The sequence below is a fragment of the Meiothermus sp. genome (assembly GCF_025056915.1).
Lineage (GTDB): Bacteria > Deinococcota > Deinococci > Deinococcales > Thermaceae > Meiothermus.
Genome location: NZ_JANWVH010000010.1, coordinates 21,428 through 37,302, shown reverse-complemented (window position 1 = coordinate 37,302; position 15,875 = coordinate 21,428). Strand labels below are relative to the sequence as shown.

The 15,875-nt window shown below is 66.3% G+C and carries 8 protein-coding genes; 6 read left to right on the top strand and 2 right to left on the bottom strand.

Going from position 1 to position 15,875, the window contains the following annotated elements; genetic code table 11:
* Nucleotides 1–71: 71 nt before the first annotated feature.
* The 4 genes from NZN28_RS03145 to NZN28_RS03130 all read left to right on the top strand — a co-directional run bounded on the left by NZN28_RS03145 (nucleotide 72) and on the right by NZN28_RS03130 (nucleotide 4,032).
* Nucleotides 72–689, top strand: a complete 618-nt coding sequence (locus tag NZN28_RS03145; RefSeq protein ID WP_295395316.1) for a pyroglutamyl-peptidase I — start codon at nucleotides 72–74, stop codon at nucleotides 687–689.
* Nucleotides 686–1,885, top strand: a complete 1,200-nt coding sequence (locus tag NZN28_RS03140; RefSeq protein WP_295395315.1) for a lipid-A-disaccharide synthase-related protein — start codon at nucleotides 686–688, stop codon at nucleotides 1,883–1,885. The genes NZN28_RS03145 and NZN28_RS03140 overlap by 4 nt, the downstream gene beginning before the upstream one ends.
* Nucleotides 1,875–2,753, top strand: a complete 879-nt coding sequence (locus NZN28_RS03135) for a glycosyltransferase (RefSeq protein WP_295395314.1) — start codon at nucleotides 1,875–1,877, stop codon at nucleotides 2,751–2,753. The genes NZN28_RS03140 and NZN28_RS03135 overlap by 11 nt, the downstream gene beginning before the upstream one ends.
* Nucleotides 2,754–2,832: 79 nt before the next feature.
* Nucleotides 2,833–4,032, top strand: coding sequence for a glycosyltransferase (locus NZN28_RS03130; protein ID WP_295395313.1), 1,200 nt, complete (start codon nucleotides 2,833–2,835; stop codon nucleotides 4,030–4,032).
* Here NZN28_RS03130 and NZN28_RS03125 read toward each other — a convergent pair.
* Nucleotides 3,980–4,663 (bottom strand): glycosyltransferase family 2 protein, encoded by a 684-nt coding sequence (locus tag NZN28_RS03125; protein WP_295395312.1) that lies wholly within the window; start codon nucleotides 4,661–4,663, stop codon nucleotides 3,980–3,982. The two genes, NZN28_RS03130 and NZN28_RS03125, sit on opposite strands and share 53 nt — an antisense overlap.
* Before the next feature lie 16 nt (nucleotides 4,664–4,679).
* On the opposite strand from NZN28_RS03125, the gene NZN28_RS03120 reads away from it, so the two are divergent.
* A complete protein-coding gene (locus NZN28_RS03120) occupies nucleotides 4,680–5,861 on the top strand; it encodes an MFS transporter (protein ID WP_295395311.1) in 1,182 nt (393 codons plus the stop codon).
* Nucleotides 5,843–7,012 (top strand): polysaccharide deacetylase family protein, encoded by a 1,170-nt coding sequence (locus tag NZN28_RS03115; protein ID WP_295395310.1) that lies wholly within the window; start codon nucleotides 5,843–5,845, stop codon nucleotides 7,010–7,012. The genes NZN28_RS03120 and NZN28_RS03115 overlap by 19 nt, the downstream gene beginning before the upstream one ends.
* 497 nt (nucleotides 7,013–7,509) lie before the next feature.
* Here the strand turns inward: NZN28_RS03115 and NZN28_RS03110 are convergent, their stop codons facing one another.
* Nucleotides 7,510–15,864 carry a translocation/assembly module TamB domain-containing protein gene (locus tag NZN28_RS03110; RefSeq protein WP_295395309.1) on the bottom strand — a complete coding sequence of 2,785 codons (8,355 nt, stop codon included), beginning with the start codon at nucleotides 15,862–15,864 and terminating at the stop codon, nucleotides 7,510–7,512.
* Between the last annotated feature and the right edge of the window lie 11 nt (nucleotides 15,865–15,875).

The following is a 15,875-nucleotide window of genomic DNA, read 5'->3' as shown; positions in this document are numbered from 1 at the left end:
CGACCCTGGGGAAGCACCGTAGTCTACCGCCACTCACCGGCCCCCAAAGCGGGACTTGTTACACTATCAGCGTGAAGATTCTGGTGACTGGCTTTGAGCCTTTTGCGGGGTGGCCGCACAACCCCAGCCAGGCTTTGCTCGAGCACCTCCCCGAGCGCCTGGGTACCGCCCCCCTGGTGCGGGCCACCCTCCCGGTGGATGCCCGCCGGGTTCCAGCGGCTCTGGATGAGCTTTATCGGCAACACCGACCGAGCTTGGTGCTGCACCTGGGGCTGGCCGCGGGCCGGGCGCTACTCTCGCTCGAGCGTCTGGCGGTCAACCTGCTCGACTTTGAAATCCCCGACAACGGCGGGCACCGCCTGCAAGACACCCCCATTCTGCCTGGGGGGCCCCTGGCCCTGCACACCCGCCTGCCCCTCCGGGTCATCCTGGCCCGCTGGGCCGAGGCCGGCATTCCCGGTGTGATCAGCAACAGCGCGGGGCTGTACCTGTGCAACCAGGTGATGTACCTGGCCCTTTCCTCCCTGCCATCTGAGGTGCCCGCCGGGTTCATCCACCTGCCCCCGGACGAGACCCTGGCCCTGCACAAGCCCCAGCCCTTCGTTCCGCTTCGCACCCAGGCCCAGGCCATTGAGCTGGCCTTGCAGGCGACCCTGGAGCAGATGCAGGCCCCGGCAACACTGGCATGACCGACCTGCTCATCATCTCGGGCGGCAACGCCGAAGACCTGATTGGCGCCACCCTCTGCCAGCACCTGGAGGGCCTGTCCTTGGCGGCCCTCCCGCTGGTGGGGGCCGGGCGGCGCTACGAGGGCCGGGTGGAGCGCATCCTGGGCCCCCGCACCCAGATGCCCTCGGGGGGCTTCCCCTTCAACAGCCTGGACAACCTGCTGGCCGACCTGAGGGCGGGGTTTCACCTGGAAATCCTCCGCCAGATTCAAGCCGCCCAGCTGGCCCGCCGCGAGGTGCGGGCGGTGGCCGTGGTCGGCGATGCCTACGCCCTGGCCATCGGGGTGCTGGCCTCCAACTGGGGGCGGCTACCGCTCTTTCACCTCCAGCCCCAAATCTCGCACTACTACTGGGGGGGCCGGAGTGTGTGGGAGCGGCTCAGGCAGCCCAACCAGTTCGCCGCCGAGGACTACATGTTCTACGAGCGCTGGATGCACCGCTTCGTGCGGGCGGTGTACGTGCGCGACCCGCTAAGCGAGCAACGGGCGCACCGGCTGGGCCTGCACAAAGCCCGCTTTGTGGGCAGCATGGCCATGGACACCCTGCCCCCACCCGAACGCGACTTAAGCGGCTTGCTGGACGGCAGGCCGGTGCTGGTCTTGCTGCCCGGCACCCGCGGCGACGTGCGCTTTAGCCTGCCGCTGATGCTCCAAAGCGCCGCCCTGCTGCCCGAGATGCAGGGGCTGGTGGCCTGGGCGGGCGATTTTTCCCAGGTGCCCCTGGCAGAGGGCTGGTCGCTCAGCGTACTCGACGACCACACCGCCCTTGCCCAGCAAGGCCCGCACCGGGTCTGGTTGTTGCGGGGTGCTTTCTCAGCCATATTGCACGTGGGGCAGGTGGCCATCGGCACCGCCGGCACCGCCAACGAACAGGCCGCCGGGATGGGGATTCCGGTGGTGGCCTTCCCCACCCCCGGCCCGCAGTACATCTACCCCAACGCCCTGCGGCAAAGCCGGTTGCTGGGCAAGGCTTTGCGCCTGGTGCAACCGAAGACCGAGGTGGTGGCAGAAACCGTGCGGGCTTTTTTGACGGACGAGCAAGCCCGCGAGGCAGCGCGAAAAGAGGGCCTCGAGCGCAACGGGCCCAGGGGGGCCTTGCCCCACATTGCCCAGGAGATTCGCCAGGTGCTGGCTTTACGGGGTGTCCATGCCGGATAGCGTGCTGGTTCTGGTGGTCACCCACAACCGCAAGACCCTTCTCGAGGAATGTCTACACCGCGTGGCACAACAGTCCCACCCACCAGCTGGGGTGCTGGTGCTGGACAATGCCTCCACCGATGGCACCCAGGAGATGGTGCTCGAGCAGTTTCCGGCCTTCCGGTACGTCCGCCTGCCGGAAAACACCGGCGCTGCTGGCGGTTTTCATCACGGCCTGGCCCTGGCCAGGGGCCTGGAATACGACTGGATCTGGCTGCTCGACGACGACGCGCACCCCGAGCCAGACAGTCTTTTACGGTTGCTCGAGGGCCTCGCTCGAGTGCGGAGGATGGGCCTTGAGCCCAACCTGCTTCTGAGCCGGCTGCTCTGGACCGACGGACGTGTACACCCCATGGGCATTCCCTGGCCCGACCTTCGTCGTCCGGCCTTGCTGATGAAGTCCAGGGAGCACAAGTTGATGCCGGTTCGCTTTGGCACCTACGCTTCCATGCTGGTCAGCCGTACTGCGGCCCTACAACACCCGCTGCCGACCAAGGACTACTTTCTCTGGAACGACGACCTCGAGTTCTCGGGAAGGCTTCTGCGACGGGGCCTGGGCTTCCTGGTTCCGGACAGCGTGGTGGTGCACAAGACCCGGAACCCCTTTAGCTCGGCGGTCACTGCTACCGACGAGCAGTTTTACCTCGAGGCCCGCAACCGGGCCTGGCTGGTTCGCTCCGATGCTTTCGGACCGCTGGGAAAAGCCTTCTGGGCGCTCAACAGCCTGGGGGTTTTTCTGGCCCGACTGCGTGGGCGGGGCTTGGGGGGCGCGAGAATAATCCTGAAGGGGTGGCTCGAGGGACTTCGCAATCCCCCTCCAAAATACTGAAAATGCGCCCCTGCCAGCCCTTGTGAGGTGCGAAACCCCCTCGAAAAGCCACAATTGAAGGCTGTGCTAACATAGACCCGTGCGCCTATACCGCATTGGCCTGTTTACCGACACCTACCTGCCAGGGCCAAACGGGGTCGCCACCAGCGTCTATCTACTCAAGCGCGAGCTGCGCCGCATGGGCCACGAGGCCTGGGTGCTGGCCCCCGAGATGCCCGACGCCGACCCCAGGGAGGATTGGGTGGTGCGGGTGCCCAGCGTGCCCTACCCCTTCTTCGAAAACCAGCGGCTGGCCATGCCCAGCAGCCGCCTGCTGCCCACCGAGTTCGAGATTTTCCATACCCACACCCCCCTGTTTATTGGCATCTGGGGGGCCCGGCTGGCCTACCGCAACCGCCTGCCTCACGTCTCGACCTTTCACACCCACCTGGAAAAATACGCCCACTACATCCCTGGCGTGGCCATGCTGGACAAGTACGTGGGCATCATGCAAAAGGTCTGTCAGGCTTTTTACAACCGCGCCGACGTGGTCATCGCCCCCACCGACCCGGTCAAGAAGCTGGCCGAGAGCTACGAAATTGAGCGAGAGATAAAAGTAATCCCCACCGGCATTGATACCGACATCCTGCAAGCCGCCCCCGACCCGGTTTCGCCCTGGCCCGCCGGCAAGCGCCGCCTGCTGCACGTGGGGCGGCTGGGCAAGGAAAAAAGCGTGGATGTGGTGATCCGGGCCCTAGCCGAGATTCGCAAGGAATCGGACGCCCACCTGGCCCTGGTGGGCATGGGGCCCGACCAGGAAGAGCTGACCCAGCTGGCCCATGCGCTGGGGGTGCATGAGCACCTGACCTTTGTGGGGCCAGTGCCCTACGAGAAAATCGGGGGCTATTACCGCATGGCCGAGCTATTTTTGTTTGCCAGCGAGACCGAGACCCAGGGGCTCGTCATCTGGGAGGCCCAGGCGGTGGGGGTGCCGGTGGTGGCGGTGGGGGCCGAGGGCACCTTGCAGGGGGTTGAGGTGGGCAGCAGCGGCTACCTGGTGCAACCGGGCGATTACCGCAGCATGGCCGAGCGAGCCCTGGAACTGCTGCGCGATGAAGGCTTGCGGCTGCGCTTTAGCGAAGGAGCCCGCAAGTTTGCCGACCGGCGCACCGCCCGCCGGGTTGCAGAACAGATTGTAACCATCTACGACGAGGCCACCCGGCTGGTCGAGTTTGAGCCCCGGCGCCTCAAGATTCCCTTCCCTCGCCTGCCGCAAAGTAGCCTGTCGAATTCCCGCTAAGGTTTCTGGCCTGTTGCCAGAGGAATTTGAGCCACCCCCCCCGAACCCGCCGGGCCGAGGTGAGCACCAGCGCATCGCGCACGTAGCGCACCGGGCCCCGGGCCATCAGTTTCCAACCCAGCAGCACATCCTCCCGGGCCTCGACCAGGGGATAACCGCCCAATTCCAGAGCGGTCTGGCGGTGAAAGGCCATGTTGGCCGCGGCCAGGTTGGGCCGGCCCAGTAAGCCCATCAGCTTGAGGAAGACCCCGTAGCCCAGCTCGGTCAGTTCTTCCTGCCAGGCCGGCAGGCCAAACATGCGCAGGGGGCCGTACAGGGCCACGCTTCGTTCCATGTGGGGGTACAGGGCCTCGAGCCAGCCCGCAACGGGCCGACTGTCGGCGTCGGTGGTGGCGACCCAGTCGCCCGTGGCGGCCTCGAGGCCGGCCTGTCGCGCCACCGCCACCCCAGGGGTGGGGCAGCTGACCAGCCTGGCCCCCATACGTACCGCCAGCTCTGCCGTTCCGTCGGTGGAACCGTTGTCCACCACGATAATCTCGTCGGGCCGAAGGGTCTGGCCCTGCAAGGCTTGCAAACACCCTTCGATAAAGGCCTCTTCATTGCGGGCAGGAACCACCACCGAGATTCGCACAGGTATACTCTAAGCCGTGCGCCTCAAGTTACAACGTCTTTCTCCCTGGCGCCTCAAAGGATTATCGGCGGTTGGGCGTCTCATCCTGGCCTGGGGTCTTTTGGAAGGGGTGCGCAACGGTTTCTATGCCGGTTATCTGGCGATTCACGGGGGAAACCTGGGCTTCACCCTGGCGGTCATCGGTACCGCCTGGAGCATTCACCTGCTGTCCGATAGCTTTAGCAAAAGCCTGGGGGGGTTTCTCTCACAAAAGCTGGGGATGGGCATCGTCACCCTGGCGGCGGGGTCGGTGGGGCTGGTTGCACTGCTCATTGTCCCGCAGGCCTCATCTCCGCTGCTGCTGTTTGCCCTGAGCCTGGTCTGGGGTGTGTCGCTCTCGGCGATATTTCCGGGCCTGCTGACCCTGAGCAGCCAGGTCGCGGTGCAGGGCCGGGAGGGCCGGGCGGTCACCCTGACCAACATGCTGACCGCCCCCTGGACGGGGATTGGGGTACTCGGAATTGGTTTTTTGACCAAAGTGAACCCCAATCTGGCCCTGAGCGTGCTCGAGTGGATTCAGGTAACAGTTATCCTGATTGGCCTCTCGCTCATCTTCCGCCCCGAGCGCGTGCGGCCACCGCGGCAGGAGCTTTACCCCTGGCGGCGGCTTTTGCTGTTTATCCCCGCCGCCTTCGGGCAGACCTTCGCCCCGGCCCTGTTCAGCTTCTACATACTCAAGTATGCCCAGAGCCTGGGCCTGAGTATTTTCTGGATCACCGTTCTGATTGTCCTCGGTGGGGGCCTCTCCATGGTGCTTTTAATCTGGACAGGCCGCTACGCCGACCGCAAAAGCCCCCGCGAGCTGCTGATTGTGGGGTTGTTGCTCATCGGGCTGGCCATGATGGGGCTGGGCCTGAAACCAGAGCTGCCGGCCTTGCTGCTGCTGGCGGTGGTAGGCGGGGTGGGCTTCGGTTGCTTTGGCCCGGCCTGGAATGCGCTGGTGGTGCGCCTGCTGCCCGAAAACAATCGGGCCGCCGCCTGGGGCACCCTGATGACGGTGGAAGGGCTGGGGCACGCCATTGGCCCTGCGGTGGGCGGGGTGCTGGCCGCCGCCATCGCCAACAATGCGCCCTTCTTTGCAGGGGGAACTATCATGCTGCTGCTTAGCATTTTCTACGTTTTTGCGCTCTGGAGGCCCTGGTGGACACCGCAACCCTAATCAGCACGCTGCTGGTCGCAGTTCTGCTGGTCTATGCTCTGGCCGATGTGCTGGGGCGATGGATGGGCCTAGGTGCGCTCGCCTGGGGCAGCCGGGCCGAACCTCGGGTAGCCCTGACCTTTGACGACGGCCCTTCCGACCAAACCGAGGCCATTTTGGAGCTGCTACAGCGGTATGACTGCAAGGCCACCTTCTTCCTGACCGGACAGCGGGCCGAAGAGCGACCCGATCTGGTTCAGAAAATCGCCGCCGCAGGCCACCAGATTGAAGCCCACGGCTACTGGCACCGCCCCGCCGTGCTGATGGCCCCCTGGACCGAGTGGGTGCACATTCAAAAAAGCCCGGGTCGGCTTTACCGCCCGCCCTGGGGCATCCACTCCCCCTTTACCCGCCTGTTTGCCCGGATGCTGGGCAAGCAGGTCGCGCTGTGGGATCTGGAGTCACAGGACTGGCTGGAGAAACCCGCAGAACAGCTGGTCAATCGCATGATGTTCTACCTCAAGGGGGGTTCTGTGGTGCTCCTGCACGATGGCCCGGCCCGCTCGCTGAAGGTGCTGGAGCTGCTCCTGCCTCAACTGGTCGAAAACGGGTATCAAGCCGTCACGATGAATGAGCTGGCCCTCAAGCCGCTGGGGCCGCGCCAGGGGCTGATCCGGATCAACCAGGGCCACGAGGAACGCTACGACCGCAGGGTGGGGAATATCAAGGTAGGGCATCGGTACAACCACATCCTGCGCCTGGAAATCCAGGCCTATCCGGGCCCCGACCTGCCCGAGTACCCCAGGGGAACGCCCTGCGCCCACATCCACTTCGAGTCGGCCCGCATGGCCGACATGTCCACCATGCAGGTCTTGCGAGCCTTCCGGGAAACCTTCAAGGAGGTCGCAAAGTTTTTGGAGGAGCACCCCGAGGTGCAGTTTCTGTTCGGCTACAGCTATCTGGGGCAGGGTGCGCTGACCCTGGGTTTCCAAACCCATCCGGTGCCCAAGGCCATGGAGCTTCAGTCCAAAATAACCACCGCCTGGTTTGCCTGGTTGTACCGGGGCGAAATTGCTCGCCATTTGTTCAGTGCGCCTGCGCAGGTGGTCTATATTACCCGCGAGACCATCCTGAGCCGGTACGGTTCAAAGCCTGCGAATCAGCCGGGATAGCCCTGCCCCAAGCCGGCCCACTTTCAGAGCGCTCTGGTTGTTTCCCCCCGGCCAGCCGCCCTTGTTTCGGCTAGACCCCGGCCACCAGGAGCAGCCCAGCCATCTTCGGCCAGGCCCGATTCTTTAGCCCGGACGGCTGGAGCCTGCATGAACGGTTCGGTCAAACAAGGTGTTTGGAACGCCAACGCGGTTTGCTTGAACTTGAAAACTGTGGTAGCAACAAGGGTTTTAGAGCCGTCTTCACATATTTAGAGTCATTCGACTATAAGAAAGCTTTGTCCTGGACAGAACAGAGGCGGCCTGGAAACTCGAAAACATGCGTCTCGGCCCAGACGCAACGCAGACACTTGTCCCTTCTCCTTTTCGTGGGCCACCACGTCTGTGAAGAGCACGATGGCTTGTGCGCCCGAAGTTGCTGTAGGGGTTCCCCGCAGTTGGGGTTTGCGCAACCCTGGCACAGAGTCCGCCCTTTGCAGGAGCCAACGCCGGGACAGGCGCTAAAAGCGGAAGGTAAAACCAATGCCGAACTTGACCCCATCGGTGCGGGAACCATCCCCTATGCCGGTCGCAATGTCGAAGGTCAGGTCGGCCCCGATGGGGCGAATGGTATAGCCGAAGGAGAGCTCGGGCCGGGGTTGGGGGAAGATCTCGCTGCTGAAGCGAAGCCGGTAATCGCCCTGCTGGTATTCGGCAAAGATGGTCTGGTAGCCCCGCAGATCAACCGTGTAGGCAAAGAAGAGTTCGGGCGACAAATAGCGTCCGATGGTAAAGCGGGTCTCCTCGATGGTGCCGCCGTTCAGGGCCGGAATCTCGACCCTGACCTGGTCGAGCCCCAGGGCTTTGGCCAGCTCGCGCTCGAGCTGTCCCACGATAAAGTTCTGAACCGCCGCTTGCAGTCCGGTCTGGGCGATGTCCGCCGGCAACGCCGAGAGGTCGGAGCGGCCCAGCAACAACAGGGCATAGATTTCGGCATCGGTATAGGGCTGACCGTCGTTTTTGCGGGCTGTATCGTTGTTGAAACGGGCCACAAAGGTGGGGGTCAGGTTGACCTTGATGCGCCCGTTCTGCCGCACAAACTCACCTTTGAGGGTCAGGTTGATCTGGATGCGCCGGTTGTCCTGGCCCCGGTCTTGCACCAGGGTATCGGCCACAATCTGTAAATCGGGCAGGATGCCGTCTGCCGGACTGAAGCGGGCGTAGCTGCGTTCCTCCGGCGAACGGTCCCGAATGGTGAAGTCCCGGTCCCAGAGCTTGAAGTTGCCCCGGAGGGGCACCACCTCCCCGGAGAGGAAGGGATTGGTAAAGTCGCCGTTGAGAAATAGCTCACCGGCCAGCTCGCCCTGGGCCAGGGTTTCCTGGATGAGGATGCCCCGCTCGGCCCGCAGGCGAACGTTGTTGAACTCCACAGGAACCGTGTTGGCTGCGCGGGTGGCCCCCGGCTCCGGGGGGGCCGCAATGGTCACCTCGCGCTGCCCCTCGGGGAACCCCAGCCGGGCCCGAACCACATCGGCAGAACCCTGAACAATGTAGGCCCCCCGCAAGTAGCGCAGGATCAGGTTGGTCTCGAGCAGACCCTCGAGCAAAAAATACTGTGGGTACCGAACCGGCACCGCCCCTTGCAGGGTCAGGATCAGCTGAGGAAACAGGGTTCCGTACAGGCGGGCTTCCTGCTTTTCCAGGTTGGCGTCCACGGTATAGGCCGGGTAGTTGAAGCTCAGGACAAACGGCTCATCGGGGCTCAGAAGCGGCAGGTTGGCGGCGCCCCGCGCCCGCACGGTAAAGTTGCTGAGGTTGCCCTCGCCGGAGAGCTGAGCTTCGGCAGGATAGGGCGCTGTGAGCCGGATGCGCCCTTCCGCGCTGGCCGTCTCGCCTACCCGCAACACCGCCCTTGGGGTTTCGGCCCGCATGGGCCCCAGTTTGAAGTTGAAGTTTTCCAGTGTCAGGTCGAAAACCTGGCCGCTGGAGGCCAGGCGCAGGGTTCCGCTGCCCTCGGGGGTGAGGGGTTTGAGGTTGGGAATGACCTGCAAAACGGGGGTGAAACTGGTGTTTTCCAGGTTTAGGCGAAGGTTGCTGCCCTGCCGCCCATAGTAACCCGAGCCGCTCCAGGTGCCCTTGCCCGAGAGGGCCAGCTGGTCAATGTAGAGCCGCTCCTGCTCAAAGCGCAGGGCAGCCCTGCCGACCAGGGTGTCGCCGCCCCCCTGGAAGCGCAGGTACTCCCCTACCCAGATGCCCCGGGAGGCCCAGGGGTTGCGGGTGTTGAGGCTGAAGGTGGTCTGGCCCGTCCAAAAAGCCTGTCCCGCCAGGTCGCCCGCCCAGGTCGAAAAGAGCCAGTGCAGTGGGAAGGATGCAGCGGCAACTTCCCCGCTCAGGATGCCATTTTCCAGCCGAACCCGGGCGGTGGTGCGGTTGGAGCCCAGCACCCCGTTTTCGCCCAGCGAGCCCAGGCCTATGGGGCGCTCGAAGCTAAGGTCGGCCCGCAGCGAGCCGTTGCTGAAGGAGCCCTGGGCGCGGGTGGCCAGGGCCAGGTCGTCGCCCCTAACCCGCAGGCCGGGGCTGCTCAGGTTGAACTCGAGCTGGCCCTGGCTGTAATCCAGCGACCCGGTCGCCCGTCCGGTCAGGAAGGGCAGTCGGCTGCTGACCAGCGGGACTTCCTCCAGTGCGAGTTCCTTGAAGCCCGCACGGGCCCGCAGTCCATCGCGGGCCAGGCTGGCTTCCACGGCCAGGCCCCCCAGGTCACCGGTGAGGCTGCCTCTGGCCGTGAGGGTTTCCTTCCCCTCAATTTCGAGCTGGAGCCGGCTGGCCAGCAGCTCCAGGGGCAGGTTGATGTTGAGGTTGCCCTGCCAGTCTCCCTGCCCGGAGTATCGGATCTGGCCCTGAAGCCAGGGCCCCCTGGCGCTCAGGACGGCATCCAGCAGGCGTCCCTCGGCTTCAATCTGCTGCTTTTCTTCTCCATCGCGGTAGGTCAGTTTCCAGCCCCCATCCAGACCAAGCTGGCCGGTCAATGCACCGTTTTTCCAGGGAAGCCAGGGAGAGTCGGGGTGGGACGCGCGCACATTGGCCCTGGCGCCGTTGCCCTGCAAAGCCAGGCCCATTCCGTAGGCCGAAAGTTCCAGCTCTCCGCTGAGCTGGCCCTGCCTGAACTGAAGCTCTCCCGATCCCAGCTCGGGGGCGGACAGGCGCACGGCAAAGGTCTGCAAGTCCAGGCCCGCGACCAGGCGCCCCCCCGCAAAGGGATACACGGCCTCGAGCTCCGGCCCCTGGCCCCGCACTTCCACATTCCGCACGTCGAGTTCGCCGGAGGCGCTGCGCTCGGAGAGGTTGATCATCAGGCTGCTGGCCCGGCGGGTGCTGGCCGGGGTTGGGCTCTCCAGGCTCTCGCGGTTGGGGGCAACCTGGAGCATGGGATAGCGCAGGCGCAGGGCCAGGCCCAGCACCTCGCCCTCCACGGTGGGAATGCCGGCCCCGGAAAGCTCGAGCCTGCCCTCACGGAAACGCAGCCCCCCCGACCAGGTCTGGGCGTAGCCCAGCGTGCCCTGCAAGTCTCCCTCGAGGCTGGCCTGCAAGCGGTTTTGCTGCCAGGTGGCCTGGAGGGTACCCCGGCGGCCCAGGGCATCCCACTCGAGCCTGCCCTCCAGGCCATTCCAGGGGCCGCCGACCTGCCCGTTCAGTCGGAGGCCGCTCAGGTTGTAGTTTTGAAGGCGGGCCTCGAGCCCGCCTGGGGTCAGGGTGGCCTCCAAGCCCGGGGCCTGCAAACGCAACCGGGCCTCCTGGCCTTCGACCTGGGCGCTCTGGCCGGCTATCTGGTACTTGCCCACCATCCACCGGCCCGGATAGGTGCCGCGGGCCTCGAGGTTCCCCAGGCCCCGGGGCAGGGGCCCCACATACGACCAGTTGACCTCCAGGGGGCTCAAACGCAGGCTTCCGGTGAGCGGGGCCAGCTCGGCCAGGCCGCGCAGGTCAATCTCGCTGCCCTGGGCCCTGAGCTGCACTGCGCCCCACTCCGGCACCTGCACCTCGGCGCTGCCCCGCAGGGCCAGCGGCGCGGCGTCGAGGTCGAGGCGGCCCTGCAAGCGAAGCCGACTGGCTTCGGCGGGGCTCAGGCCCGGCAGGGGGCCTTGCAGGTTGGCCTCGAGCTGCCAGCGGGCGGGCTGGCTCCAGCCCTCACGCAACTGCCCCCGCAGGCTGCCCTGCCAGCCCTCCCGGCCCTCGAGTTCCACCCGGCCCGCCTCCAGGCTGGCCTGGCCCACCAGACGCCCACCCGGCAGCGGCAGATCCAGTTGCAGCAACCCCCTGGGCGCATCGCCCGCCCAGCGGGCGGTGCCGCTGGCATACGGGCCATCCAGCCGCAGTTGCAGCTGGCCGTCGTAGCCCAGGTCAAAACGTTGCTGCTCGTAGCGGCCCCCAATCTGGGCCTGCAACCGGGCCGGGAAGGCCGTACCGGTGGCCTCGAGGTTGGGGCCGCTCAGCCTCAGCGGCAGGCGCAGGGTCTCCCAGGGGCCTTCGGCCTGAGCCTGAAGGCGCAGGGGCAGGCCCACGAAAGGCTCGAGGTCGCTGTCCATCTGGAGCCTGACCAGAGCCCCGGCCAGGCGGGCCGACAACCCGGCGCCCTCGGCTTCGGCCCAGAGCTGCTCCCGGTAGCCAAACCGGAGGGCCACCTCGGCCCCGCGCCCCGCCAGGGTGCCCTCGCCCAACAGCACGGGCTTGAACAGGGTTCCGCTCAGGGTGCCCCGTGCGCTTAGGGTGCTGGCGGCCAGGGTGCGGCTATAGGCCACCTGGCCGCTCAGGTCGCCCCGGCGGTTGGTGCGGGCCTCCACCAGCGCTTCGTAGGCGGTTCCCTGCGCCAGCAGGCTCGAGCCCTCGCCCCGCATTTCCAGGGCCACCTGCTCCCCTCGGGCCTGCATGCGCCCGGTAAAGGTTTCCCCGCTCAGGGCCAGGTTGCCCGAAAGGGCAAAGCGGCGTTCGGCCACCTCGAGGCTCCCCTGCCCCGCAAGCCGCACCTCCTCCAGACGGGCCGCCTGGCCCTGAGCCTCTACCCGCATGGGCGCAGCCCAGGCCAGGGTCCAGCGGGCCCCTTCGCCGCTCAGGCGCACCGGCCCGTTTTGCCGCAGGTATTGCAGACTGGCCAGCCGCCCGCTGGCCTGGTACTTGCTAGCCGTGCTGGATAGTTCCAGGCTGGCCTGGGCATAGGGGCTCTCCAGCTGAACCTGGGCCTGCCCCCGGCCCTGCTGCAAGGCATAGCTCCCCTGGGCCTCCACCGTGGCGACTGGGGTCTGGGCCGTCAGGGCAAACTCGGGCCGCCCGCGCGGGCCTCGAATCTGGGCCTCCACCCTCACATCCTGCAGGCGGTACGACAGCCGGCCCTGAAGCTGCTCGCCCAGGCTGAGCAGGCCCTCGAGGTCGCCCACCCCCAGGAGGCGGGGGTCGCTGCCGGGCTCGAGCTCCAGCACCACTCCGGCCTGGTACTGCGGCAAAAAAGCCGCCAGGGAGCGGTCTTTGTAATCCACCTCCACCCGCTGCCCGTACACCAAAAGCTGCCCCGCCGCCTCGCCCTCCGGCGCCAGAAGCGAGGCTCCGCCCGACCGAACCAGCCCTGCCAGGTTCAGGCTCCCGCTCAAACGCCCCTGCGCATCGGCGTTAAAAATTCGGGCCAGCGGGGCGGTCTCGAGGTCAAACCCCAGTTGCAGCTGCTCCAGCCGGGCCCGGCCTTCCGGTAGGTTCAACTCCACTCGAAGCCGCTCGAGGCTGGCGCCATCGGCCTCCACGGTAGCGGTCAGGGGCAGGTTGTCAAAGGTGGTGCGAAAACGCCCTTGCGCGGCCAGCCACTCCCCCTCCAGGCTACCCTGCAAAACCCCGCGCCGCTCGAGCAACCGGTAGGGCCAGTTCACCCGGCCCGCGTAGGAAAGCCCCTTTCCTTCCAGTTCCAGCGGCCCTTCCAGCTTCCAGGTTTGCCCCAGGACGTCCGCACTGAGCCGCCAGGGCTGGGATTCCAGATAGGGCAGGTTGTAGCGCCCCTGGCCGCTGGCTTCCAGGTTGTTCCACGGCCCTGCCACCTCTACCGTACCGCTCAGATAGGGCAGCCGCACCCTGCCCTGCAGGGCAACGGTCTCGAGACCAACCACGCCGCGCACCGTACCATAAGGGCTCTGGCCCTCCAGGTTCACCGGCCCCAGCAGGGCCCGCCCCGCAACCTGGGCCTGTCCGTAGGGGGTTTCCAGGCTCAAGCGACCACCCCGCTCCGACCAGTTGCCCGTCAGGGTTCCCGGCAGCCCCCAGCGGCGCAGGTCGTAACCGGTGGCAATCGCCCGCAGGCGCAACCCTTCCAGGGGTCTGCCCGCCACCAGGCGATAATCCCCCGCCAGCGTCAGGCGGCCCTTTTGAAAGAGCCCCGAGTAGCTCAGGCTGGTGCTGCGGCCCCTGAACTCCAGCCCGCCTTCCAGTTGCGGCAGGCGCAGGCGCCCCTGGTAGGCCAGCCCAAACAGATCGGCCTGCCCTTGCAGTTCGCCCGCGTAGCCGGCGTAACTCAAGCGCCCCCGCACCGCCAGGCTGCGCCAGGCCCCCTGCCCGTTCAACACCCCATAGGGGGTTCGCAGTTCCATACTGCCTTGCTCGAGGTTGCCCCGGGCCTGCAACCGGCCGGGTTCGCGGTTCAACAACAGCGGCAACGAACCTTCAAAGGGAAGACCGGCCTTCAGCTCGACCCGTCCCCCGGGCCAGCGCACCTCGGTTCGGCTCACTTCGAGGGGCACCGAGGGGACTTCAACCGCGCCCGAGAGCGGCAGGGTCAGGCGACCCTTCAGCGCGGTGGTGGGCCAGACCGGGCCGGACAGCTCGGCGTAGCCATCCGCCGAGGCCCAGAGCGTAGCCCCCCGCCCCTCCACAACTCCCTTCAGCCAGGGTGAGGCAAAGCTCACCTGGCCCCGGTAGCGGGAACCCTGCAAGCCCAGGTTGGCCTCCAGGCGAATCTGCGGCCCCAGCGAAAGCGGCCCCCGCAGCGACAGCCCGTTGGTTCCGTCGGCGGTGATCTCGAGGGTCTCGAGCCGGGCCTTGAGTCCGCTGCTGTCGGCAGTCCCGCTGAGGGGCAGAACCCGCAAGGGGGTTCGTATCTCGCCCCGGTAGCGGGTGGCCAGGTCGTAGAGCTCCCCGTCAACCGCCACCCGCTCGCTTTGCAGGTTCCAGCCGCCCGAGAGCTTCCCTTCGGCGTAGCGCACCTCCCCCGAGAGTTTGAAGGCTTCCAGGATTTGCAAGGGCAAATCGCGTACAGCCAGCGAAAACACCCCGTTGCGATAGAGCCCCTCGGCGTAGCGGTTGGAAAGCCGCCAGGCATTGCCCTCCTGGCGGACTGCAATGGGAAAGCGGGTGTAGGGCGAGTCGTAGTTGAGGTCGCCGCTGAAACGCCCCGCCTTCAGGCCGGCCTGCCCGCTGAGCTGGCCGACCACAAGCTCCAGCCCCGAAAGCTGCATCTTTAGGTCGTCCCAGGTGCCAGCCAGGTTTAGCGCGCCCAGCCGGCCCTGCACCTTTGCGCCCTCCCCCTGAAGGCTGCCCGACAGGCTGAAGGGCCTGGCGGTGGGCAGGTTGACGTTTTCCGACTGCACCGCCAGACCCCAGCGCGGCCCGGTGCTGGAAAAACGCACCGCCGCTTCCCCCAGCAGGGGCCGGGGCCAGACCAGGACGCCCTCGGCCTGGGTCTTGGAACCCTTTCCCTTCAGGCGCAGGTTGCTGCGAAAGGAGTCGCGCAGCGTTACAGCGTACTCGTCGGTGTTGCGCAGCGCCACCGTGGCCTGAAACGTGCGGTCGAAAAAAGCCCCATCTATAACGGTATCCAGGCGGAATTTCCGGTCGAAGGCCAGGGTGCCTTCGTAGGTCAGGGGCTCATTCAGCAGACGGCCCTCGCCGCGGTAGCGCCCGCTCAGCACCAGGTTCTGCCAGCCCCGGCCCTCGAGCACCAGCGGCCCGCCCCCGCTCACCGGCAGCCGCAGACCAAAGGTCTGGGCCAGGGCCGGCAGGGTGGGGTTGCCGTCCACGCGAAAGCGGTACTCCTGGTTGGGCAGGTCCACCGTGGCCGAACCCCTGAGGGGGCCCTCCAGCCCCCGCCCCACCAGGTTGGCCGTGACCATCTGTCCATCGAAATCCACGCTGCCAAAAATATCGCTGAGGCTAAAGCCCACGATTTTGACCCGCGCGTTCCTGATCTGGTTCTTGCCCAGGATGCCGTTCTTGACCCTGGGGCCTATCGTCCAGGTGCCCTCGAGTTCCCCCGCCTCGAAGCCCTCAAACCAGTAGCGGGCCGCCCGCAAGTCGCCTCGGGCCTGAATCTTCCAGGCCTCAAACTCACGCCCGGTGCGCCACACCGTGCCGCTCAGCTTGCCGTCCGGCAGCGCCACCGAGACCTGGTAGGGGCCGCTGCCCCGCACCGTCGCCCGCAGGGTGGGCAGGAAAAACTTCTGGCTTTGTTCAATCTGCACGCTGACGCGGTTCAGCACCAGCTCGTCCACCCGCAGGCGGATGGGCGAAGGGGCCCCCGGCTGGCGCTGTTCGGGAATAATCGCGTCCCAGCGCAAAAAAACATCGCCCTCTTCGGCGAAAATCCGCAAAGGGAGCTCCCGCCGCTGCAAACTCAGCAGGTTGTAACCAATCCGCAGGCGCTGGGCCTCGAGCCGTAGCCCATGGCCCTCGAGCCGGGCCCCCCGCAGCTCGAGGCCCCCCAGCAAATACCCCCCCACCGCCTGCCACCGGCCCGAAAAGCCCGTGGCCTTAAGGCCCTCGCGGAGGGCGTAATCAATGAGCGGCGGAAAGGCCGGCAACCCCACCAGCAGGAGGAGCAAGATGGCCGGGAGCCAGCGCCAAAACCGCACGAACCCCAGTC